At 56.4% G+C, this 23253-nt stretch carries 14 protein-coding genes and 1 pseudogene; 1 reads left to right on the top strand and 14 read right to left on the bottom strand.

Features of this window, described 5'->3' with window-relative positions:
• Positions 1–6: 6 nt before the first annotated feature.
• The 10 genes from RWM61_RS04945 to RWM61_RS04900 form a co-directional block, all read right to left on the bottom strand.
• Positions 7–1581 carry an FAD-dependent oxidoreductase gene (locus tag RWM61_RS04945; protein WP_313998043.1) on the bottom strand — a complete coding sequence of 525 codons (1575 nt, stop codon included), beginning with the start codon at positions 1579–1581 and terminating at the stop codon, positions 7–9.
• Positions 1582–3138: a glycoside hydrolase family 3 N-terminal domain-containing protein gene (locus RWM61_RS04940; RefSeq protein ID WP_313998041.1), complete on the bottom strand. Its 1557-nt coding sequence runs from the start codon at positions 3136–3138 to the stop codon at positions 1582–1584.
• A gap of 19 nt (positions 3139–3157) precedes the next feature.
• Positions 3158–5026: a hypothetical protein gene (locus RWM61_RS04935; RefSeq protein ID WP_313998039.1), complete on the bottom strand. Its 1869-nt coding sequence runs from the start codon at positions 5024–5026 to the stop codon at positions 3158–3160.
• A 15-nt stretch (positions 5027–5041) separates the two neighbouring features.
• Positions 5042–6052 carry a hydroxyacid dehydrogenase gene (locus RWM61_RS04930; protein ID WP_313998037.1) on the bottom strand — a complete coding sequence of 337 codons (1011 nt, stop codon included), beginning with the start codon at positions 6050–6052 and terminating at the stop codon, positions 5042–5044.
• Positions 6045–6896 (bottom strand): AraC family transcriptional regulator, encoded by an 852-nt coding sequence (locus RWM61_RS04925; RefSeq protein WP_313998035.1) that lies wholly within the window; start codon positions 6894–6896, stop codon positions 6045–6047. Before RWM61_RS04925 ends, RWM61_RS04930 begins: the two co-directional genes overlap by 8 nt.
• Before the next feature lie 211 nt (positions 6897–7107).
• The gene (locus RWM61_RS04920; RefSeq protein WP_313998033.1) at positions 7108–8646 is read right to left on the bottom strand and encodes an extracellular solute-binding protein; all 1539 of its coding nucleotides are present in this window, start codon (positions 8644–8646) and stop codon (positions 7108–7110) included.
• A gap of 71 nt (positions 8647–8717) precedes the next feature.
• Entirely contained in the window at positions 8718–10508 is a 1791-nt protein-coding gene (locus RWM61_RS04915; protein WP_313998031.1) for a sensor histidine kinase, read from the bottom strand.
• Entirely contained in the window at positions 10508–12079 is a 1572-nt protein-coding gene (locus RWM61_RS04910; RefSeq protein ID WP_313998029.1) for a response regulator, read from the bottom strand. The genes RWM61_RS04915 and RWM61_RS04910 overlap by 1 nt, the downstream gene beginning before the upstream one ends.
• A gap of 106 nt (positions 12080–12185) precedes the next feature.
• Complete coding sequence (locus RWM61_RS04905; protein WP_313998027.1) at positions 12186–13121, bottom strand: carbohydrate ABC transporter permease; 936 nt, start codon at positions 13119–13121, stop codon at positions 12186–12188.
• Positions 13121–14056, bottom strand: a complete 936-nt coding sequence (locus RWM61_RS04900; RefSeq protein ID WP_313998025.1) for an ABC transporter permease subunit — start codon at positions 14054–14056, stop codon at positions 13121–13123. The genes RWM61_RS04905 and RWM61_RS04900 overlap by 1 nt, the downstream gene beginning before the upstream one ends.
• Positions 14057–14309: 253 nt before the next feature.
• On the opposite strand from RWM61_RS04900, the gene RWM61_RS04895 reads away from it, so the two are divergent.
• Positions 14310–17741 (top strand): carbohydrate binding domain-containing protein, encoded by a 3432-nt coding sequence (locus RWM61_RS04895; RefSeq protein WP_313998023.1) that lies wholly within the window; start codon positions 14310–14312, stop codon positions 17739–17741.
• A 173-nt stretch (positions 17742–17914) separates the two neighbouring features.
• Here RWM61_RS04895 and RWM61_RS04890 read toward each other — a convergent pair whose 3' ends face one another.
• From RWM61_RS04890 to RWM61_RS04875, 4 genes and pseudogenes are all read right to left on the bottom strand, one after another.
• Complete coding sequence (locus RWM61_RS04890; RefSeq protein ID WP_313998113.1) at positions 17915–18208, bottom strand: hypothetical protein; 294 nt, start codon at positions 18206–18208, stop codon at positions 17915–17917.
• 67 nt (positions 18209–18275) lie between these two features.
• A pseudogene (locus RWM61_RS04885) lies at positions 18276–19409 on the bottom strand (DEAD/DEAH box helicase); the annotation flags it as partial.
• 252 nt (positions 19410–19661) lie between these two features.
• A complete protein-coding gene (locus RWM61_RS04880; RefSeq protein WP_313998020.1) occupies positions 19662–20453 on the bottom strand; it encodes an SWIM zinc finger family protein in 792 nt (263 codons plus the stop codon).
• Positions 20454–20476: 23 nt separating this feature from the next.
• Positions 20477–23182, bottom strand: a complete 2706-nt coding sequence (locus RWM61_RS04875) for a DEAD/DEAH box helicase (RefSeq protein ID WP_313998018.1) — start codon at positions 23180–23182, stop codon at positions 20477–20479.
• Between the last annotated feature and the right edge of the window lie 71 nt (positions 23183–23253).

The following is a 23253-nucleotide window of genomic DNA, read 5'->3' as shown; positions in this document are numbered from 1 at the left end:
TTCAAATTATAGTGCGTGCAAGGAGGGCCATTTCATTTCAATCCCGGCCTTCACAAGCAGAGCCTGGTACGAACCGAGCTCATCGGGATGGCTGCGAACCGCGCGCGGCTCAATGCCTTTGTCGATGCAATAGGCAGCCAAATAACCGGCCGCTTCGCCGATATTCCACTCTACCGGATGCAGCCGGTAGCAGCCGTTCGTAATATGAGTAGTCCCGATGTTCTTGCATGCGGCCAGCAGGTTGTTGACCCGCACCGGGATGAGGCTGCCGAGCGGTATCTGGAACGGCAGGCTGGACACATCGATATAGGTGCGAAGCGCCGTGCTGGGATGCAGATCGATCCGGTAAGCGCCTACGCCGACCGAGTCGTGATAGTCCTCGGCTTGGCCGTCCTTGCGGCAATCCGGGCTCAGATGCTGCTCCACGATCGTCGTCTCTGCCCGGATCCGTCTCGATTCGCGGATATACGGCCGCTTCGCGAGCCCGTCCAGCGTCCCCGTCACATCTCCGCGCAGCCGCAGCCCCGGGTACCCGGCGCCGCCGTCGGGACGCGGCGCTTCCGTCTGCATCCAGTAGAGCAAGGCAAGGCTCAACTGCCGCGCACCCTCCAGATGCCGTTCCCGTTCCGGCTCATCAACGTCGATGATCGGACCCAGCCAGTAATCGTTTTGCGGCCAGTTGACGAGCGTAATGTCACTGTCGAACGCACCCTCCCGAAACAGGGAACGGTCGATGATGCGCCGGTAGTTCCAGAGCGAGAACGACTTCCCGTCAGGGAAAAAGCAGTACCGCACCGGCGCCAGCGTATGCGGTACAAGACCCGTCCAGCCGAGCTGCTGATCCGGCCAGAAACCCGCCCGGTACCTGCGCCAGAAATCGTATTGCTCCGGCTTCTCGATCGTGTGGTTCTCGCCCTCGAGATGATCGACCGCATAGCACCAGGTGATTGCCTGCATGTCCATGGGATCAGCTTCTCCCTCAAGGGCATGCGGCTCGCCGGTATCCCGCACCGACTCTGCGCCGGTCACATATTCGGCGCCGGACAGCGGCAGCAGGTCGCCTTCGTCGGACGCATCCAGGAAGTAAGCGCCCGTCAGGACCGAAAGTTCTCCTGTTCTCACGCTCCGCACATGAACGGCAGCGACGGCATCGCCATTCATTTCCACCTTGACCGGCTCGTGATCTTCCATCACGAGCAGCGATCCCTTGCTCACGAAAGGCGCCAGCATCTCACGAAGCACCGCCAGCGCGACCCGCGGTTCGTGCGCGATCTCGCTGACGATGGCGCTGCCCGGATTGAAGCGGGCATCCGCCATGCCCGACGGCAGCACCGGATAATGCCGCTTGTAGTACTCCCTTACCCGTCTGCGAAATTTACGATAGCCCGCGGTGCAGCCGAACTGCTCGATCCACGGATGCTCATCGGGCGGCACCGCCTGGCTGGTCAGCTGCCCGCCGATCCAGTCCGATGCCTCCGTCATGATGACGCGTTTGCCCGCGCACGAAGCGGCGAGCGCAGCGGCGCAGCCGCCGGTGCTTCCGCCGATGATGACGATGTCCGTCTGCAGATGCTTCTCCATTTATGCGCGTCTCCTTCCCCTCCGCCATTGTCTCGCCAGCTCCGAAGCGGCCGCCTCCTGCAATGCCGGCGCCCGGTCATGCAGCAACAGCGCCGGCAAGCCCGGAAAAGCCGCTGCGTCATACGGCGAACCGAAATGCGCGAGCAGCACCGGCAGTTCCCGCAGGGCGGCGCGCTGCTCCAGCGCATTCAGCACGTCGAACCGCATCCGTTTGTTGTGAGTGATCGCAACAATCCACCCGAATCCCTCGTCCGCCTGCTCCAATGCCTGAGGCATATCCTCATACGCGGCGAATTTCAACCGTTCCACGACAACGCCGCCAGCCGCCAGCCCATCCGCGAAATCCGACAAAGACCGCTCGTACAGCACCATCCACCGGCCGCCCTCGCGTGTGAAACGCCGGACCCTCTCCCACGCGCTAGGCTCGCCGTGCCGAAGCAGTGCGCGAGCCGCCAGCTCCCGGCTGACCGCTATCGCAGCATCCCGCTTCAGCCCTCTTCCATCGAACGGTCTCGGCTGAAACGCCTGCGGCGTCAGGCCGTAGCGCTCCTTCGCCCGCCGTATCCGTCTCAGCGACTCATCCAGTCGCGCCTCGGTCAGCTCGCCGTTCCGGACAGCTCGCAGCACGGCCGCTACCATCTCGCGCGCCTCCGCGGTGTCACGCGGATCGACGAGCAGAATGTCGGCGCCGGCCTGGAGCGCCATGACGCAAGCGCAAGACTGCGTGTACAGCGAAGCGACCCCCTGCATCGACATGCCGTCGGTCACGATCAGTCCTTCGTACCCCATCTGCTCCCGCAGCAGGCCGGTCACCATCGGCCGCGACAGCGTCGCCGGCAGCATGGACGGATCCAGTGCCGGGACGGCGATGTGACCGACCATGATCGCATCGACGCCGGCCTCGATCGCCCGCTGGAACGGCGCCAACTCGAACGTCTCTAGCCGTTCCCGGTCAAACGGCAGCACCGGAAGCGCGAGGTGGGAATCGACATTCGTATCCCCATGCCCCGGAAAATGCTTCGCGGTGGCGATCATGCCGTGCTCCTGATAGCCCCTGATTACGGCTGTTCCCATCCGGGATACGACATCCGCCGTATCGCCGAAGGAGTGGGTGCCGATCACCGGATTATCGGGATTGTTGTTTACATCGACGACGGGACTATAGTTGAAGTTCACACCCATGATCAGCGATTCCTCGGCCGTAATGCGTCCGCTCTCATACGCCAGCCGCTCATCGCCGGCCTCGCCGATCGCCCGGTTTTTCGGAAAATGAACCGCTCCTCCGCTCGCCAGCTTGCAGCCGGCGCCCGCTACGAAGTCGGCCGCCACGAACAGCGGAATGCCGCTGCCCCTTGACAGTGCGGCGTCCTGCATGGCCGACGTCAATCGGTGCACCTGCTCCGGGATGTTCAGGCATTGCATGTCCAGGAACATGCCGCCGGCGCCCAGTTCCACGATCAGCTTTTCCGCATCCTCAGTGTACGCCGTGTTCTTGTAATAGAAGGTGAACAATTGACCCGCTTTTTGTTCCAGCGACATTTCCCCATAGTCTGTCATCCGTCCGCCTACACTCCCCTTACGCATAAAGACTCTCATCCAGCAGCTCGAGCAGCAGCCCCGCCGAGGCGATGGCATTGGTCCATCCGCTTTCCATGCAGTACGGACCCCAGCCCGTGTCGCCGTTATTGCCGAAATACTCGCACCTGTTCAGGTCGAACGCCCGCATCCAGCCGCCGTCGTACCGCTCATCCCCGCTGCGGATCTGGATGCGGCGCATGAACGCCGAAACGCCCTCTTGAAGCTTCCGGTCCGCCGGGTGTCCCGTCGCCTTCCAAAGTTCCCAGCTGTTCATCAGAAGAAAGTTATTGGTATACAGCTGGTCGGCAATGCCCTCTCCGTCGTCGATATAGACACCCGCATCCTCCATCCCGAACCGTTCCGGATCCGGATTGCCCGCCTCCTCGATCCCGCCCAGCGCATGCTGACGGGACATCAGGTACGCGATCGCCTGCCGCAGCCCGGCTTCGATCTCCCCGCTCGCATCGTGCTTGATTAAATAGCCGAGCGGAAGCAGAAGCCTGGTCAGACCGGAGGTCCGGCTGTACATGAACGCAAGCTGAGCCTGCCTGGCCAGCAGCGTGCGGGCACCATTAAGCGCCGTATCCAGATAGGCCCGGTTTCCGGTGACCAGATAAGCCTGGATAAAGGCGGTATGCGTAATGCTTTCAAAATGCGGATTCAGGCTCGGCGGCAGCTTGGCCGCCCCTTCCCTCCCGAGGGCAGCGAGCTGGGAGCGGGTCAGCACGTTCGGCCGCAGGCCGTCTTCCCGCTGCGTTGCCAGCAGGGCTTCCGACAGCAGCAGCCCCCTCTCCCTGTATATACCGCTGCCCGTCTTGCGGAAAAGGTAAAGCAGCACGGTGCAGACCCAGGCATTATCGTCGGTAAACAATTGATGAGGGTGGGCCCCTGGATATTCGTACCAGCGGAAAAACCCATACGACGGCGAGTCCGGTTCCGTATCCTGGAAGCCCCCGTCAAACAAAAAATGCAACAGCCTGTCGGACGCATCCTGCCAACGCTTCTCGCCGGTCCATCTGCCGTACAGATGCAGCATCAGCGCCGTATGGGCATGACAGTCCGGCCGCCGGTCCGGCGACAGCCGCCCCGTGACGGAATGGATATTCTCGTACACGCCGCGTGATCCGTCCGCCCGGGGCATCATGCCGGAACGGATGAACCACTGCACGTTGGCCGCGACCGCTTCCGCGGGAGTAACCGCCTCTCCTGCCAAACGGATCATCGGTTCCCACAGCCGGAACGGGATGCCCGTTTCTTCCCTCAACGCCCCGATGAGGCTGGTCCAGCTGCCGTAAGGACGAAGCTGCTCCGGCGCGGCGGAGGAGAACAGCGAGAACGCCGCATAGACGATCCGTCCCGCTCCGGCCTGTCTCACGATCAGGCCGGGCACCGCAACCGCACCTTCCCCGCTGCTGTGATGCGTTTCCTTATAGACGCCCGCAGTCAGCACGACCGTTTCCGGCTGCCCGATATCGACGGAGAAGCCGCGCTGCAGTGCGCCCGACCATTCCAGCAGCTCTCCCTCCGCCATGCCGGACAACCGGACATGAAGCCGAAGCTTCTCCATCGTCCTGCGCGTAACGGGAAAATCCTGCTTCAAGCCGAACAGCCGCGAACCCGGATAATCGAACGTCTCGATCAGCTCGGCATAGATCCGCCCTCCCCGTTCGGCGAATGCCCAAAGTTTGGCGCAGACCGCAGAAGACAGCGTCGCCTGGGTATCGAGCGAATCGGCGCCGATCAGGAACAAGGCATCATAGCCGTCGAGCGGGACCTTATCCAACTCCGTCCAGTCGAACCGTTCGCCCCCTTCGACCGGCGGCAGCCGGAGAGATTGCCCTGCGGCAAGAAATACTGCTGTTTTCACGTATTTTACAGCCCCCTACGCCAATTGATTAAGCCCGGCCCGGTCGATCTCTCCGATTAACGGTTCACCCGACTCGTACCGCTCCAATTCATCGAGGACAAATGCCCCGAGCGCAAACAGTCCGTTGTTGACGGATCCCGCAATATGTCCCGTAAGCCGGATATTCGGATGCGTGCGCAGCCAGTGGCTGGCCGGAGGCGGCTCGGGATCGGTCACGTCGAGAATCACCTTGAGCCGGCACCCGGACGACGACAGCCGCCGCTGCAGCGCCGACTCATCGACCAGCGAGCCGCGGGCAAGGTTGATCAACACCGCATCGTCCTTGAGCAGCGACAGACGGGCTTCATTGATCATGCGGTACGTGGCCGGAATTTCCGGCGCAAGCACCATGACCAGATCCGCCTCTGACATGAGCCGTTCCATGGAGACGGACTCCGCACCGAGCGCAGCGGCCTGCTGCACAGTCAGCGTCGGATCGTATAGCAGCACCTTCACGCGAAAATGCCGCAGCAGCTCCATATAGCGCCTGCCTGCCTGGCCGGCGCCGATGCACCCGATCGTCAAGCCGTACATCTCCCGGATGCCGCTGCGCACCTCATCCACCCGGTTGTTCCACCAGTCTCCGGCGCGCGTCCGCTCCGTCACGTCCCAGATGTTCTTGAGCGACATGATGGTCAGTCCGAGAGCGGTTTCAGCCACCCCCCTGCTCAGGACGGAAGCCGACGAGACGACCCGGATCCCCCTCTCCCACAGCGAATCTGTGACGACCGATTTGACCGACCCTGCCGCATGAAGCAACAGCTTAAGCTGCGGCGCTTCTTGCAGCAGAGCCTCTGACAGCGGCGGGCTGTTCCAGGAGGTGAGTATAATCTCCGCACCCCGAATCACATTGTCCCATGACGGCGGCGAGCCTTCTGCCGGCGGCGGAAACGCCACTTGCCTGCCGCCCGCCAGCCGTTGCAAGGCCTCCTCGGACATCACGCGGTTCATGACCCGACGAGGCATCAGCATCGCAATGCTACTCAAGACCCCAACCCCTTCCATACAGACTTTGATAGTCGGATGGTGTGATGCCCGTCACTTTCTTGAATGCTTTGCTGAACGAATGAATCGACTGGTAGCGAAGCTCCTCGGAAATTCGCGTGATGCTCCGGTCCCCGGCCTGCAGCAGCCGCATGGCCCGGCTCATCCGCCGGTTCGCCCAATACGTTTGCAAAGAAATCCCGATTCGCTCGCGGAAGGCGTGGGACAGGTGGGAGTGGCTGTACCCGAGCCCGGCCGCCACACTGCTCAGCTCCGTAATCCGCTCCAGATGTTCATCCACATATTGAATCGCCTGCTCGACAAGTTCCTGCTTGCATGCCGCCCGGGCCCGGTCCGCCGTTTTTGCCCCGTTCAGGGACAGTTCCCGGCCGAGCTGAGCGAGCAGGCGTGCAAGGACGCCCTCCAGCATGAGCAAGGTGTATGAATCGCTTATCTGCAGTTCCTTTTTCAAATCCAGGATCGACTCCTCGATTCCCATGCTGTCATGCAGCACGCGGCCGCCTTCTCCGGCGCCGAATAGCGAGGCCAGTGCCGGTCCGGCGGATACCTGCTGCAGATGCACCGACATGACGCGCACAGGTTCGCTGGATGCCCCGGCCGTCTGCAGCCGAAATTCCGTATGCGGACCCAACCAGGCAAAATGACGCTGCGGCATCGCCAGTTCCGCGCCTTGAATGAACAACCGCCCGTTCCCGGACAGCATGTATACCAGCCGGAAATCGCGCTCGACGGGACAACCGCCGAGCGCGCGGCCGCAATGCTCCTGAACCTGGTTGAGCCTGACGTGCCGGAAGGCGACCGGCCGCTCGAGATAGCGTGTGTCCATCCCCGGTCCACGCGACGGATCGGCCCCAGCGGCTGAAATTATCTTGCATCCCTCCAGTTCTCCTCCATAACTCTATTTTGCAATAGTTGTTCCGCTCCGGTTAGACTATGATCTTATGAAAAGAAGGAATATCTTGAGATATTGGATCCGACGGGTTCCATTAAACGGAATAAAGCCGGGATGCCCTTTGGCATCCCAGCTCCGGCCGGTTCTATTTGTTTGCGTCGTACCAGGCGGACAGCTCGGCGATCACATCCGCGCCGCCCTGCGCTTTCCAATCGTTCACAAAGGCATCGTAGCCGTCGAGCGATTCGGCGCCGGCGATAACCTTGATCACATAATCATTCTCCGCCATGTTCAGCTTCTGCATATTGTTCGCGACGACGGGCAGCGGAGGGGCCAACAGCGTCGGGTCGCTGCGCCCGACGGACAATTGTGTCTGAATATCCTGGAACGTCTCGTACAGCACCATATCCTTGCGAACCCGCAGCAGCCACAGTTCTTCAAATTGGGCGGCGTTCGTGCTCGTCATGAACCAGTCGGAATTGCCGCGCGCTTCGTTGAAGTCAGGCAGGATCGGAAATTTGCTTCCGTCTTCCTTAACGGTATACTGGGCGCCCTCTTGCCCGATCGCCAGCTCCTGAAACAGCTCCGGCTCCACCTTCAGGTTCATGTATTTCATCGCGGCTTCCTTGTTTTTGGAAGACTTCGGAATGGCGATGTACCAGCTCACGCCGCCTCCCTGGATCCAGTTCCCGATCTGTCCGTTCTCGCCTTTCAGCGATTTGATCAACGTAATCTTGGCGCCGGGCATATTTTTATTCAGCGCCTCGGTAACCGCGGGCGCAATACCCCAGCCATAAGTCATGATGCCGGCTTTGCCAGTGGTGAATTTCTGCTGAATCGTGTCGGCTTTGTTGACCGGCCATTCCGGATCGATCAGCCCTTCCTGATACAGCTTGCTCATAAAGGCCAGGTACTGCTTCATGCCCGGCCCCTCCAGACGGTGGATCAGCTTGCCGTCCTGGACGTCGAAGCTGGTCACGACGCCGAAGGCGCCGGAAATTTCCGGGATGATGCTCTCGAATCCGGTCAGCGGGATAATCCCCTTCTGCTCCTTGATCGCTTTCAGCAGCGCATAGAATTCATCGACGGTCGTCGGCACGTCCATCTTCAGCTCATCCAGCAGATCCTGCCGTACGGCAAGCGCGCTGCCGATAAATCCGCGCGGATGCTTCTCCGGAATACCGTAGATTTTCCCGTCCACCTTGGCGTTGTCGAAAAACTCCGCGGGCGTCGAGTTCAGAAGCGTCTGTCCGTACTGCTCCAGCAGCCCGTCCAGCGGCTCCAGCGCGCCCTGCACCGCAAGGCGGTTGTACTGCGAGCCGGAAAGCTTCAAAATATCGTACGGCTCGTTGTTCGCCATCAGCAGGTTCAGCTTGTCATCCGGGTTCTCGAGCGGCAGCGTTTCGTATTCCACCTTGTAGCCCGTTTTCTCTTCCAGAAAAGCGGCGACCGGATCCGCGTTGGGATCAAAATTGCGCTGGAATCCGAGCTGTCTCAGCACCGGCTTCGTTTCTTCCCCGCCCGCTGCCCCGCTTTCCGCCTTGGATGTCTCGCCTCCGCCGTTCCCGCTGCCGTTCCCGCTGCCGTTCGTACCGCCGTTCGCACCGTTGTTGCCGCCTCCGCAAGCTGCCAGCAGGGCCATAATCAATACAAAAACGATACCAAAGCTTGCTCTCTTGCCCATCGGATCTCCCCCATCATGTCGGTGTGTCCTTGCTGACTTCATATTAACATGCTGTAAAGGAAGCGTATTTGTCACGAATCGCTGCCTTTGTTGTCCGAATCGGTTTGCTCCTCCATCTCCTCGTTGGGCCGGATATCCACCGGCGTAGCCGGAAAACGAAGCCGGACAATCGTCCCTTCCCCCTGCCTCCGCTCGAATACCACGCAGGCTTCTCCGCCGAAATACAACCGCAGCTTGTCTTTCACATTGCGGATGCCGTAGCCGGCGGCCGAACCGTCCCCGTTCAGGCGCGCGAGCTGCTCGTCCGACATCCCGATTCCGTTGTCCTCGACAGCCAGCTCCAAACACCCGCCTTCCAGGCGGCAGCCGATGCGGATATCCCCCTCGCTGCCGCGCCGCTCCCGGATGCCGTGCAAGATCGCATTCTCGACGACAGGCTGCAGGACCAGCTTGACCGTCTTGAGCTGCAGCAGTTCGGGATCAGCATCGATCGTGTAGCGGATCCGACCGCCGAACCGGCGGTTCTGGATATCCAGATACGTTCGCGCATGCGCGATCTCGTCTTCGATCGTAATGACGTCGCGGCCTCCGCTGAGACTGATGCGGAAGAAGGTCGACAGTTGGCCCGCTACGTCGCTGATTTCGACCGCGCCGCGCTCCATGGCCATCCAATGGATCAGGTCCAGCGTATTATAGAGAAAATGCGGATTGATTTGGGCCTGCAGCGCCTGCAGCTCGGCCGCCTTTTTCCGCGTCTCCGTTTTGTACTTGTCCCTGATCAGGCGCCGCATATTATCGCTCATCCGATTCATGTGCGACTGCAGCACGCCGATCTCGTCATGGGCCGTCACGGGCGTGTGCGCATCCCAATTTTCCGCCTCGATCTGCTTGATATGCTGCAGCAGCGGCTGAATGCGCCGGGTAATGCCCTCCGAGAAAACGACCGCGAAGATCGCGCCGAACACGATCACCGCGAACAGCACGGCGTACAGCCTGGACGTCCATTGGCTGATCTCGGCATTGACCTCTCTCTTCGGAATATAGGCGACCAGCCGCCAGCTTGCCCCTTCGATTTGCTGGTTGATGACGATATGCGACTTCGCGTCCACCGTCGGAATGACGTTTCCAAGATCCCCGTCGTCCATGCCGGAGACGACCCGATCCCGCGCATCGACCAGATAGACGCGGCCGGTTGACGTGATTTCGGTTTCCTTGATGATCTGCTGGAACGTATTCTCCAGAATGTCGATCGACACGACCCCCACCACCCCTCCTGTAAAACCATCCGAATACAGCGGACGGACACAGGAGACGATGTTTTGTTCACCGCGTTCTCCGTAGTAATCATATTTGTAGGTTGAACGGCAATAAATTCCTTCCCCGTTGCGGAGCATCTCCCCATACCAGTGAGCGTCTTGAATCGTGGACAGGGCGAAAATGATGCTGTTCTCCCTCGCATAGATGCCGGCGGAATCGACATAAAGCCGAATGCTGTAAATATCCCGGCTGTTCTGCGCGGAACGCAGGATGCTGATGATTCGACGATAATCGTCGATCTGCTCGCCCATCGGCAACTCGGATCTGCCTTTGTTCAAGATCTGATTCAGCTCCTTGTTCATAAACAGGATGCTGGAAATATCCTTCACATTGCTGAGCTTGTAGGACAGGAAGGAACTGGCCTGGTTGATGGACCGCTCGGTCGTCTGTTCCGCCCTTCTCTCCAGAATGCGGGTCGTGTTCTGATAGACGGTCACGGATACCGCGGCTACGGAAATGATGATCAACGCAATAAACATGACCATCAGCTTCGTCTTGATGCGGACGCGCAGCAGCCGCTCGCGTATGCGCTGACCCGGCCCCATCACGGCTCCGACAGGGTGTCTCGGTATCGGGAAGGAATGACGCCCGTCATTTTCCGGAACACCTTGGCAAAATAGTTCGCATCCTGATAACCCACCTTGGCCGCAACCTCATACAGCTTCATCCTGCGGTCCCGGAGCAGAAGCTTGGCCTGCCCGATCCGGTATTGCGTAATATAATCATTGATCGACAGCCCTTTCTCCTTCTTGAACAGAATGCACATGTAAGTAGGGGCGAGATGAACATGGGCGGCCAGCGCATTGATGGAAACATCTCCGCCGTAATGCTCCTGAATGAACCGGATGATGTCACGTATAACGGTCTTGTCGCTCGAATCCGGATGCTCCAGCGCTTCCCGGATGGCGCCCAACTGCTGCATCATATATTTGCGGATCGTGAACAGCTCCCCCGATACGAACATGCTCGCCCACAGCCGGTCGTTCTCGAATTCCCACATCGCCTCAGGGTAAATCCGGGTCAGCGCAACGTACCAGCGAAACAGCTTTTCGCGCACCGCACCTACCTCTGCCGGCGTGTACAGCAGCAGCTCGTTGATCGTCTCATCCAGACACTTCCCCGCCTCCCCTAGCTGCTTGCCCCGCAGCAATGTCTCGAACCGGATCAGAGCCTGCTTGTCGAACAGCCTCGATTGACGGCTGTCCTGCGGAAGATCCTTGTACCGGATGACGGTATGCCATCCCCTGTAGAACCGGTAGACGAGCGACTCCACCGCCTGCCGGTAGGATTCATGGCATCCGCTTAGCTGGGACACGGCTTCGCCGATTCCCGCGACGACGCCGCTGCGCTCGTCTCCATTACCGCGTCGGGTGAGCCGGTTCAGCCACAGATCCAGTCCGTCGTCGCGGCGCAAATCCGGGATGGCCGCGCAGGCTACCCCGAGCCCGTCGATGAGCGCCGCCAGGACGGGAAGCATGGCCGCGTGCGCTTCGGATATCGCCTCCTCACGCCAGCGCCTGCGGGCCGCTTCGTCCCGGAAGCGGAACACGGCGCATTGATAATATCCCGTGACCGGAAATGCGCTTTCCAGCCGTCCGAGCTCCTGCAAGGCCGACTCGTATTCTTCGCGCGCGGCGGGTACGAGACCCAGCAGCGTCTTGACCAGCCTCTCCTGCCGCTCCGGCTGACTCCGGTCGTACTGCTCCCGAAGTTCCTGAAGCTCTCGCTCGTTCGCCCGTTCCTCGGCGATCTCCCCCGCGATCCGTTCCAGCAGGGCGGACAGCTCCGGCATCTGCACCGGCTTCAGCATATAATCGACGGCCTGCAGCTTGATAGCCGATTTCAGGTAGTCCACATCGTTGTAGCCGCTCAGAAAAATAAGCTTGCATCGCGGATCGATCCCGCGGATGCGATGTGCCAGCGCGATGCCGTCCATTCTCGGCATCCTTACGTCGCTCAGCACAATATCGGGCCGCAGCGCAACAAATCGATCGAGCGCGTCCATGCCGTCCTCCGCCTCGCCGACAATCTCTATTCCAAGCCGTTCCCAGTCCACGAACCGCCGCAGTCCGCTTCGCGTCATCGGTTCGTCGTCCACCAGCATGGCTCTAATCATTCCATTCGCCTCCAGTCTCCACTATGCTCGTAATCCTATCATAACAGGAAAAACCTCTCACTTCCGCTTTGTTATACGGAAATGAAAGGCAGAAAAACAGGTTGTATTATCCTTTAACCGAACCGACCATGACACCTTTGACAAAATGCTTCTGCAGGAACGGATACACGAGCAGTATCGGTACTGTTGCCGTCACGATCGACGCGGCTCGAACCGCTTCCGGCGCCTGGTTCAAATCGCGGTTGACGTCGATCTGCCCGGCTGTCGTCAGCACCTCTTGCGTGGAAGCGATCAATTCCTTCAGGTATAGCTGCAAGGTTTTCAGCTCGGAAGATGTAATGTAGATCATCGCGTTGAAGTAACTATTCCACAGCAGCACCGCGTAGAACAACCCGATCGTCGCCAACACGGGCTTGGACAGCGGCAGAATGATGCTGAACAGCACCCGCAAATTGGAAGCGCCGTCCAGCTTCGCGGATTCCTCAAGGCCTTCCGGGAGCCCTTCGAAGAAATTTTTGACGATCAGCATGTAGAACACATTGATCAGTCCGGGCACGAACAGCGCCCAGATCGTATTGACCAGCTCAAGCTGACGCATGACGAGATAAGTCGGAATAATGCCGCCGTTGAACAGCATCGTGAACACATAGATCAACAGAAGAGGCTTGCGGAACTTCAGGCCGGGCTTGGATAGCGGGTAAGCCGCAAGCACCGTCATAAACAGCGATGCGAAGGTGCCGATGACGGTGACGAGAATGGTGATTCTGAACGAATTGAGAAACTGCTTATTGCCGAGCACAAGCTCGTAGGTTCCGACCTGGAAATCGATCGGGTAGAATGTCACGATCCCCGATACGACCGCTGCTTCACTGCTGAACGATTTGGCGATGACATTCAGAAACGGAAACAGCGTCGCCGCGCCGAGAAGCGCAAAAAAAACATAATTGCAGACATTGAACACCCGTTCTCCGGCGGATTCCCGGATTGGGCTTCCCGCCTTGCCTGCCTTCAAGACCGGATTGGCCGTTTTAACAAGCGCCATTACCAGATGCTCCTTCCCAGAAACTTCTTGCAGAACGAGTTGCCAAGGACAACCAGCGTAAAGGCGACGACCGATTCGAACATGCCTACGGCGGTGGAGAAGCTGTAGTCGGAAGCGCCCAGCCCGACCCTGTAGACGAACGTTCCGATGACATCGGCCACGTCGTAGACGACCGGATTGTACATGACGAGAATCTGCTCCGTGCCCGCCTCCAGCATGTTGCCGAGACGCAGGATGAGCATCAGGACAATGGTGGAGAAAATGCCGGGCAGCGTCACGTGGATCATCTGCTGCCGCTTGCTGGCGCCGTCCATCTTCGCCGCCTCGTACAGCTGCGGATCTATGCCGGAGATCGCGGCCAAATAAATGATCGTGCCCCAGCCGACCTCCTTCCACCCTTCCGTCACAACCAGCAGCGGGCGGAATACCGATTGATCCATGAAGAAGGCGACTTTTTCCCCTCCCAGCCGCTCGATCACCGTGTTGACGATCCCGTCGTTAAGTGAAAGCAGGTTGATGAACAGACCGCTGATGATAACCCAGGAGATGAAATGCGGCAAATAGATGACCGACTGGATGATGCGTTTAAATACGATTTTGCGGAGCTCGTTCAGCAGAATCGCCAGAATGATCGGAGCCGGAAACAGGAAAATCAGCTTGTACAGGCTGATGATCAGCGTATTCCCCAGCACATTCAGAAATTGATCGTTCACGAAAAGCCGTTCGAAATGCTTCCAGCCTACCCACGGACTATCGCCGACCCCACGGAAAATACTGAAATCCTGGAACGCGATCACGAGGCCGTACATCGGGGTGTACTTGAGCAGTAACAGAAACAACAGCCCGGGAACGAGCATGAGATAGAGGTCCCAATCTTTGTGAATGGCAGTCCAGGTTCGTGATCGGGAGCTTCGTTTGATGTTGGCAATGTTCATAAGCAGTACTCCTCCGGATGAAAGGTATGACGCCGTTTGCACCTGTATGGCCTTATTATCCGGGAGAGAACCCTCGAAGAACATGATGCAATCTTAACAAAATGAAGAAAATCTAAAGGTGTTGCCGGGTTAGCATTGACAGATGAAACGCTATGGCGCTATGTTCATTTACAAATCCGCAGCATGCCGATTTATAGGCAGATCGTGAACGGAGGCGCGGGCGTAACTTGATTTTACAGGAGGGAATTTGTAGATGAAGTTGAAGTGGAAGCGGAAGCGGCTTTCCATCCTTATGCTTGGCGTTGCCCTGACCGTGCCGGGCGTGTTCCCCGAACCGCGCGAGACGCAAGCGCAAGCCTTGGAAGTACCGAACGGCGGGTTCGAACAATCCGCGGACAGCTATCCCGGCTGGTTCACCAGACCTGCCATGCCGTCGGAAGGGCTCGGGGTTTCCATTCGGCAGGGCATGGCGGCATCCGGAAGCAACAGCCTGTACATGACCGATAATTCGACGACGAAATCGCTCGAGGTGGCCGGCGAACCGATTCCTGTCACGCCGGGCAAGACCTACACAGTCACTGCAAACGTCTATGTCGAAGCGAAGAGCGTCCGCGTCTATCTGCGATTCAAGAGGTCGGGTTCCACCGCTGATTTGAGCGGCGGGACATACAATATCCTGGCGAATAAGGTCGGAGCCTGGGATAAAATCACGGTAGAAGGTGCTGCGCCCGACGGTGCGGAATACGCGGAAATTACATTCTACTACGGCGCCTCCGGAACGGGGACAGGCGCATTCATCGACGATGTCGAGCTGAAAGAGAAAGTGGACGAGCAGCCTTTTGAGCTCTTATACGATGCCCCTGTCGAGATCGGCGACGCGGTATCGTATGCGCTTTCCCAAGCCGCCGCTTACGGGATCGGACCGGACGGCAGATGGGAGCAGTACGTGGCGACCGTAGGTTCTCCTGTATCGTTCCATGTCGTTGACGCGTTGACCGGCGAACTGAAATTCACCGAGCGCATTGCCGGCTCGTCCGACACGATTTGGTCCATCGCCAAAGGAGCCGACGGCAATATGTATTTCAGCTCCAACGGTATTCTGTATCGTTATATGGTGAACAACCGCTCGATCGAGGCGCTGGGAACCAATCCTTCCAACAAGCAGGTTTTCGACCTGAAGGCAAGCGCCGATTATAAAATCTACGGCAGCACTTATTCCAATACGAACATGGGGCGCGTCTTCGAATACGACATTGCTACCGGTGCCTTCCGCGATCTGGGTGTCATGAAAGAGGGGCAGCAGTACGCCCGCGGCCTGGGTGTCACCGATGCGTACGTGTATGTCGGCACCGGAACGACGGCGCATCTGATGCGCTACGACCGGGCAAGCGGGGAGATTGCGGAAATCAATATTCCCGGGGTAACCGGCACAACCAAGACGATCTCGGAGGTGGATGTATACGGCGGCAAGCTGTTTGCCTACAGCGGCGCGGACCTGTATGTGCTGGACGCCGCTACCGGAGCCTATGTGCGGACGATCGAATTTCAGACGAAGCTGTCCCCGCCGTCGCCCGAGGAACCGAATCTGGTTTATTACAAGCTGGGCGGAGAGCTTTACTCCTATGACATTGCGGCGGACCTCGTAACCAGGATCGACGGCATTCCCAAGCTGCCCGCCGACACTGCGGTCAAGGCGCATGCCTGGATCGTACCGGACAGCGGCCCGCTCGCCGGGCGGCAGGTGTTGGCAGGTATGGCCGCCTTCGGGGAATCGTTCCTGTTCGATCCCAAGACGAAGCTGTATACCGAGCACGCCATACAGGTTCCAACATCGGCGACGGCCGTCAACGCGCTGGAAACGGACGGGCGCTACCTGTATCTGGGCGGCTATCAGCGGGGCATGAGCGTGTATGACCTGCAAACCGGGAAATTCGTGTACAGCAACAAGGAATTTCATCAGCCCGAAGGCATCGGCTTTCTCGGCAATGCCGCCTATTACGGCACCTATACCGGCGCCGTTATGTATCGGCTCGACATGAACAAGCCGCTGAATTATATCCAGGAGGGCAACGGCAACCCCGGGATGGCGCTGAACATTGAGGAGCTGCAGGACCGGCCGTTCACCATGACGGCGGGAGACGGCAAGCTGTTCATCGGCACATTCCCGACGTACGGCCAGTTGGGGGGCGCCCTGACGATCGCCGAAGAGGCGGTTGACGAGGGCGGCAGCGTCGTACTCGAATCGGAGACGATCCGGGATATCGTACCGAATCAGAGCCTGTTCGGCCTGGCCTACAAGGACGGCAAAATATTCGGCGGCACATCGGTATGGGGGGGTCTCGGGGTCAACCCGGCCGCGAACGAAGCCGAACTGTTCGTGTACGAGCTGGAGACGAAGTCCGTGACGGCCGGCTTTACACCGCGCATTCCCGGCGTTGCCGGCGATGTTAAGCTGATCGGTGAGCTTTCGGTCGGACCCGACGGGCTGATCTGGGGCATTCTTGACGGATTCGTCAGCCAGAGCGCCGGTTATGATGCGGCGTTGTTCGCGCTGGACCCCCAGACGCTCCAGATTGTGAAAAGCAAAATCATTACACGCTCCCCGTTCAATACCAGCAAGTACAGACCTTACTATATCCGCTGGGGTAATGACGGACTGATGTATTCGACGATCGGCCGCAAGCTGATGGCGATCGATCCTGACGATCTAACCTCCCGGCAGATCATTCCGGGCACCGTCAACCTGATGACCCTGGCACCGGACGGATCGATCTACTATGCGGTCGGCAGCAAGCTGTACAAAATCCCGGTGCAGCTCCAAAGCGTTTCGCTGCAGCTTGGGGATGCCGAGCTGAAAGTCGGCGAAAGCACCGACGCCGCCGTTTCCATACTGCAAAAGAACGGCAGGCAGGCACTGCTCGGCGGCGCAGAGATTGCGTATGCTTCCGGCAATCCCGACGTTGTTGCCGTTAATGGCGATACACTGACGGGCATGGCCGCCGGTACGGCGGCCATCACGGCCACCGTGAGGCTGGACGGCCGGGAGCTGGTTTCCGCACCGGTGGAGATAATCGTATCCGAATTGGCGCCGGAGGTGAGCGGGAACGTCATCCGCATTCCCGCCGGGTTGCAGAACCGGCCGCTGGACACGCAGTTGTTGACGGATGTGTTGAGCCGGTATCCGGACATTACCATCGAGAGCGAACGGTCGATCGTGCTGCCGCTAACGGTTCTGGACCGGGACACCGATGCCGTCATTCGCCTGCAGACACCACAGGCGTCCTGGACCGTGGCGGCAGACAGCCTGCAGCTGAAACGATGGAGCGCCGGCGCGGACCGGGATGCCGGCGAATTGTACCTGAAGCTCGACATCGCGGAGGAGTCGGCAGATCCGGACAGCGCCTGGCTGGTCGACCGCGACGTGAAGCTGCTATCGGCGCTTCACGCGTTCAAGCTCAGTCTGGTGGATGATGTTGGCACTGAGGTATACGTTCCCGGACCAGGCCCCGTCTACCATGAGCCCATCATTACGCTGCGAGATGAGGCTGAGCCCGAAGCGACAGTCGTGATGATCGATCCGCAAAGCGGAAAAGCTCAAAAGGTACCTGCCCGGATCGAAGGACGCGAGGCCTCTTTACGCAGTGCCGACAGCGGAACCTTTGCGGTTGTGCAAGTCAATAAGTGAGGAAAGCCGCTTCTGCAAAGCAAGCTGTCACCTGCTATTCGGCAAGTAACAGCTTGCTTTTTATATCGTTTTATTGCTTCGTTTCAGCGTGGCGATGGCTGTTGCGCAGATCCGAGCTTGAACTGATTGTCGGTATTTTTCTCATCCCAGTCCGTGAAATCGGCATCCTTAACTCAGCTTCGCTTTACGGCATATTCCTTGGTCGCGGTATCCAGCATCGATTTCCAATCGGCAAAATCCGTCTCCCTGGCAACGTGCCGATCAAAAAGCTCGTCAGGAATGTTATCAACATCGCCTTGTGTCTTTACCTGAAAGTTGCCTTTCTCTGCAAACTCTTCAAAACTTTTGAAGCTGGAATGTTTGCTCATGAACGATTCATTAAACAGCTTTTCAAACGAAATATGATCCGGATCCTCTTGCACCGTTTTCTGGCCTTGCAAATCCTTCAGCAGCTCATCAAACGACATTGGCTTGTGCTTTCTCAAATTAACGCCCCCTTGATCTGTTTTATCGAGCCTGACTGGATATTCCCAGCATGGGATAGGGATGGTCTTTCACTTCGGGAATCGTCTTTCCGATCAGCTTCTCGATATCTTTGAGATATGGAATTTCTTCCGCTTCGCAAAAAGAGATCGCGGTCCCGCTCAGTCCCGCCCGACCCGTCCGGCCAATCCGGTGAACGTAGGTTTCCGGGATATTGGGCAGGTTGAAATTGATCACATGCGAAAGCTCCTCGATATCAATGCCTCTAGCCGCGATGTCCGTCGCCACCAGCACTCGCGTTATCCCGCTCTTGAAATTGCTCAATGCAAGCTGGCGGGCGTTTTGAGACTTGTTGCCATGAATGGCCTGAGCCGAAATGTTCTCTTTCGCGAGCGCGCGCACAACGCGGTCGGCGCCATGCTTCGTACGTGTAAATACCAGGGCCGAAGCGATGGAACGATTTTGCAGAAGGTCGTTCAATTGTTTTTGCTTGTTTTCCTTATCTACCAGATAAACGGATTGCTTTATGCGATCCACCGTAGAAGACACCGGGGTGATTTCTATCTTAACCGGATTGACCAGCAGCGCTTTGACCATTTTGGATATTTCCGGCGGCATCGTGGCCGAGAAGAAAAGCGTTTGTCTTTTGACGGGCATTTGGGCAATGATTTTCTTCACGTCGTTGATAAAGCCCATGTCCAGCATCCTGTCGGCTTCATCCAGCACGCAAATCTGTACATGCTGCAGGTCGATTTGGTTTTGATTCATTAAATCGATCAGTCTGCCCGGCGTTGCGATCACAATATCCGCACCTTGGCTTAGCGCCCGCTCCTGCGGTTTCTGCGAAACGCCGCCGACGATAGCAGCGGAACGCAGTTGCGTGTACTGACTATACGCTTGAATGTTATCAAAAATCTGAATAGCAAGCTCCCTTGTCGGTGTTAAAATCAGCGAGCGGATACGGCGCTTCGCATTCGGCCTGCTTGGCTGTTCGCTTAACAGCTGAACAATCGGCAAGGAAAAGGCGGCCGTCTTCCCCGTTCCGGTCTGAGCGCAGCCAAACAAGTCTCTGCCGGCTAACACAGCCGGGATCGCCTGTTCCTGTATCGGCGTCGGCGCCGTATAGTTCTCTTTGCTTAATGCTTTCAGAACCGCGGGTATAAGATTCAAGTCCTTAAATGTCATTTTGTCTCCTTCATGTTTAATCCCAAATATTTTAATCACGCAACATTTAACGTCGCTTGCAATGTCTCTACAATCCGTTCGTTTACGTAATAACATATAAGGATACCATAAATCAGCGCTAGAAAAAAGCAGCGAGATTTTGCAGCGAAATTGTACCGCTATACTTAATTAGAGCCAAAGCAACCCGGGAAGCCAGGCCCACTCTATACAGAACGGACCTGGCTTCCTCACATCCTGATTCACAGCAAATGGCTATCTCGTTTTCTTTCCTGCCCCTTTTTTTGTATCCGATTTCTGTCCATGACTTATCGGTCCAGTCTCCATCTCAATCCCGAACACGCCTGAAATATCAGCTTCATCAATAACTCTCCGGCCTCTTGCCTTGGATTTCTCAAGCAACGAATGAGATTTCTTGATGATGGTCTCTGAAATAAGTTTCTCAACATTGACATTCCGCAGCATGAAAAACAACGCAGTGTCCTCGTCAAGCCGGACTCCAACCCCATAAAGAACCGCAGCCACATGCTTGCACATCCTTGCCGAATCCGGGCAGCTGCATTGCAAGGTTATCTCCTTCGGCGCAGGAAACAAACCCGTACCCTTGGCTGTAAACAAGTCAGAGAGCGCTTTGGGAAACTTGCCTTCCATCAGCTCCTGCAGCGAATCAATTTTCCCGGCGCAATTCTTTATAATGGCTTCCCACACGTCCTTGGACAGTGGCTGTATGGCAATGTGAACCTGATACGGTTTGGATGCGCTGCCTTGAACAAGCGCGCTGATCTTGCCCTGTATCATTTGAAGATCCACTACAGCTCCGTTGCGGACGTAGCTGCGCCCCCTGCCTATCCGGTTCGCATAGTCCGAATAACGCTCAAGATTATCACACCAAGACTTTCCCCACCATGTTCTGGTTATCCTCCTGCCTGTAATGATCACTGGCGCAATATTCGGATTTTTCTTCTTAAGCTGCTCCATGCTTTTCTGCGCCTGCTTTCTTCTTTCCGCAACAGGGACATACTCCGGGAAACCGCCGTAAAATGACATGTCATCCGCCTCCCCTCACAAGATTATAGTGATAGCTTGAATAAATCCACAAGCTGCTTGTTATCCATCTCCGTAATCCAGCTTTCCTGAATGTCGGGAATTATTTCTTTGGACAATTTGGTTTTGTCCTCAATCATCAGATCAATTTTTTCCTCAATCGTACCTTTGGTTATAAATTTATGCACGATCACATTCTTCATCTGGCCTATTCGGAATGCCCTGTCGGTTGCCTGATTTTCAACTGCCGGATTCCACCACCTGTCGAAATGGATCACATGGTTGGCCGACGTAAGGTTGAGTCCGACACCTCCGGCTTTAATGGAGAGCACCATAAAAGGCACATACTCCTGCCCCTGGAATTTAGCCACGATATCCTTTCTTTTATTCACAGCCGTTTCTCCGTGCAGGACAAGTCCTTCATGCTGAAAAATCTGCTCAAGAAAAGCCTGAAGCGACGCTGTGATCTCCTTGAACTGTGTAAATACCAGAACCCGTTCCCGCTTCTCATATATGGTTTCGCAAATCTCCCGCAGACGAGCATATTTCCCGCTTTCCTCCTCAGCATAGTAATTCTGACCGAGGTATTGATCCGGATGATTGCATATTTGTTTGAATTTCATAAGCGATGAGAGCACAAGCCCTTTGCGCTCAATTCCGCCTTCGGCAGATTCAATCCTTATCTTGAGGTCATCTACAAGCTTATTGTAAAGCACCGCCTGTTTTTTGGTCAGCGTCGCGTACGTTTTCATTTCAATTTTCTCCGGCAAGTCCGAGATGATCGTTTTGTCTGTCTTTAACCTTCTAAGAATGAACGGGCTTACCACCTGCTTCAATCTGGCATAGCCGTCTTGAGATTCTCTGATATGCTTGGTGAAATCAGTAAACTCTTTGGCGGTTCCAAGAAGACCTTTGTTCAAAAAGTCAAACAATGACCATAAATCCGCAAGGCGATTTTCAATCGGTGTACCCGTCATGGCAATTTTATAGGAAGCTTTTAATTGTTTCACCATCCTGGTTTGCCTGGTTCCCGGATTTTTGATGGCCTGAGCCTCGTCCAAAATTAATGTATCCCAAGTTATGCCGGTAAGCCAATCATATTTTAACAGCATGCCATAGGTCGTTATAAAAAGATCATGTTCCTCCAAGCTGCTGTCATTTTCCTCTATATTTTTATTCTCGGAAGGATGGTAGACATAGCATTTCAATGAGGGGGCGAACTTGGCAATTTCACTCATCCAGTTGCCAATAAGCGAAGCAGGAACAATCAGCAATGTTCGCTCACGCTTCTTTGTTCGCAAATAATTCAGAAGCGCAATCACCTGGACCGTCTTCCCAAGGCCCATATCGTCAGCAAGACAAGCGCCAAGTCCGAGCGTTTTCATGAAATGAAGCCAGTTTAAGCCCCGCTCCTGGTACGTTCGCAAGCTGGCATGAAAATCTTCACCAACGGCAACGGGCTCTATCGTCTCCGGATGCGTCAAGCTGCTTACAACGGAACGAAGCCAATCGCCATTCGTTACTTCAAGTTCACAGGCTTCCTCCGGGACATTCAATATGGTTCGGGCATTCAATTGGAACCGCATGGCGTCAATCATGCTGATCTCCGAGTTCTCCATCAGCTTCTGCGCATGTTCATACGCCTGCAGCGCTTCCTTCAGCCGTTCGTGATTGACCTCTACCCACTTTCCTTTAATAAAGACAAGTCCTTCCGCTTCAGCCAGCAGCCGCTTCAATTCGGCCGCAGATACGGATTGTCCCCCCAGAAACAATTCGGCATTGAAATCCACGAGAGCATCAAAGCTCAATCGAGAGGATTGTTTATCTCCAACACTGACAGATATTTTTAATGAATCCGTCTTGCTTCTCCACCACTTGGGTATGCGGCATAGAATGCCGGCCTCCTCATAAAGCAATACTTCCTTTAGAAACGTGTAGGCTTCACCCGCCGTCAAGCCGATCGGATGAAATATTTCTCCCGACTCCACAAGCTCTGCGATAAAAGCACTCTTTTCGGATGCCTTATTCACTGTCGAGAGTAATTCCAACAGCTTTCTATTATTATCTCCATATTCAACCAGAGCATGCTTTAGGGGCAGATGCCTGGATTTGCCGTCCATTGAGACATCCGAAGAATAGGTTGCCAAGAAGGAGAAGGGATACTCCTCATCCTTACTCTCAACCAAATGAAAGAACACCCGTCCAACCAGATGAATATTCGGATTCATCGCGGCAAAGAACTGGTTTACACTGCCCTTGTAGGTCTGTATTGTTCTGCAGAACGAATAATTGAGTTTTTCCCATACTTTCTCTATCCAGCTCTGGTTTAAATGTTCGGCGCCACTTAGCCAGGGTGCATTCTGCAAAAGATATTTCATGTCATCTTCTTCGATTTCAACCACGATCCGTTCGCGCAGCGATTCAATATCCGGATTGAGGGAGAGTTTCTTGACGAATGCAGATGCAATAAGCATGAGATAACCAAGAGATTCGGACAAGGACGCCGATCTCTCCGAGAAGCCTAGAAACAAAAGGAATTGTCCGGAATTGTTCATGAAGTTCGCATGTATTTTTTCCTGAACGGCAAGCTCGCTTCTGTCCATCGTCCGGTCAGTTGCCTGCCAATCGAGTTCAAACAGTCCTTCAGGTCGAAGGATAACAATGAGCTCTTTATTTGTCGTCCCTACAGCATGATCTATGTGATGCAGTACCAAAAGCACCATCCTTCCCATTCAAAATTGTAATGCCTATTGAGAATCCGCATTATCATTCCCGCCCTGGCTGCCGCAGGGACAAGGATCTT

This window comes from uncultured Paenibacillus sp., from assembly GCF_963515335.1.
Taxonomy (GTDB): domain Bacteria; phylum Bacillota; class Bacilli; order Paenibacillales; family Paenibacillaceae; genus Paenibacillus_I.
This window is presented reverse-complemented; position numbering and strand designations above follow the sequence as displayed.

What these genes read in the sequence shown, in the direction of transcription:
- RWM61_RS04900 (WP_313998025.1), bottom strand. Translation starts at nt 14,056, where the DNA reads ATGAACATTGCCAACATCAAACGAAGCTCCCGATCACGAACCTGGACT.
- RWM61_RS04940 (WP_313998041.1), bottom strand. Translation starts at nt 3,138, where the DNA reads ATGACAGACTATGGGGAAATGTCGCTGGAACAAAAAGCGGGTCAATTG.
- RWM61_RS04945 (WP_313998043.1), bottom strand. Translation starts at nt 1,581, where the DNA reads ATGGAGAAGCATCTGCAGACGGACATCGTCATCATCGGCGGAAGCACC.
- RWM61_RS04910 (WP_313998029.1), bottom strand. Translation starts at nt 12,079, where the DNA reads ATGATTAGAGCCATGCTGGTGGACGACGAACCGATGACGCGAAGCGGA.
- RWM61_RS04925 (WP_313998035.1), bottom strand. Translation starts at nt 6,896, where the DNA reads ATGGACACACGCTATCTCGAGCGGCCGGTCGCCTTCCGGCACGTCAGG.
- RWM61_RS04895 (WP_313998023.1), top strand. Translation starts at nt 14,310, where the DNA reads ATGAAGTTGAAGTGGAAGCGGAAGCGGCTTTCCATCCTTATGCTTGGC.
- RWM61_RS04915 (WP_313998031.1), bottom strand. Translation starts at nt 10,508, where the DNA reads ATGGGGCCGGGTCAGCGCATACGCGAGCGGCTGCTGCGCGTCCGCATC.
- RWM61_RS04920 (WP_313998033.1), bottom strand. Translation starts at nt 8,646, where the DNA reads ATGGGCAAGAGAGCAAGCTTTGGTATCGTTTTTGTATTGATTATGGCC.
- RWM61_RS04875 (WP_313998018.1), bottom strand. Translation starts at nt 23,182, where the DNA reads ATGGGAAGGATGGTGCTTTTGGTACTGCATCACATAGATCATGCTGTA.
- RWM61_RS04880 (WP_313998020.1), bottom strand. Translation starts at nt 20,453, where the DNA reads ATGTCATTTTACGGCGGTTTCCCGGAGTATGTCCCTGTTGCGGAAAGA.
- RWM61_RS04905 (WP_313998027.1), bottom strand. Translation starts at nt 13,121, where the DNA reads ATGGCGCTTGTTAAAACGGCCAATCCGGTCTTGAAGGCAGGCAAGGCG.
- RWM61_RS04890 (WP_313998113.1), bottom strand. Translation starts at nt 18,208, where the DNA reads ATGTCGTTTGATGAGCTGCTGAAGGATTTGCAAGGCCAGAAAACGGTG.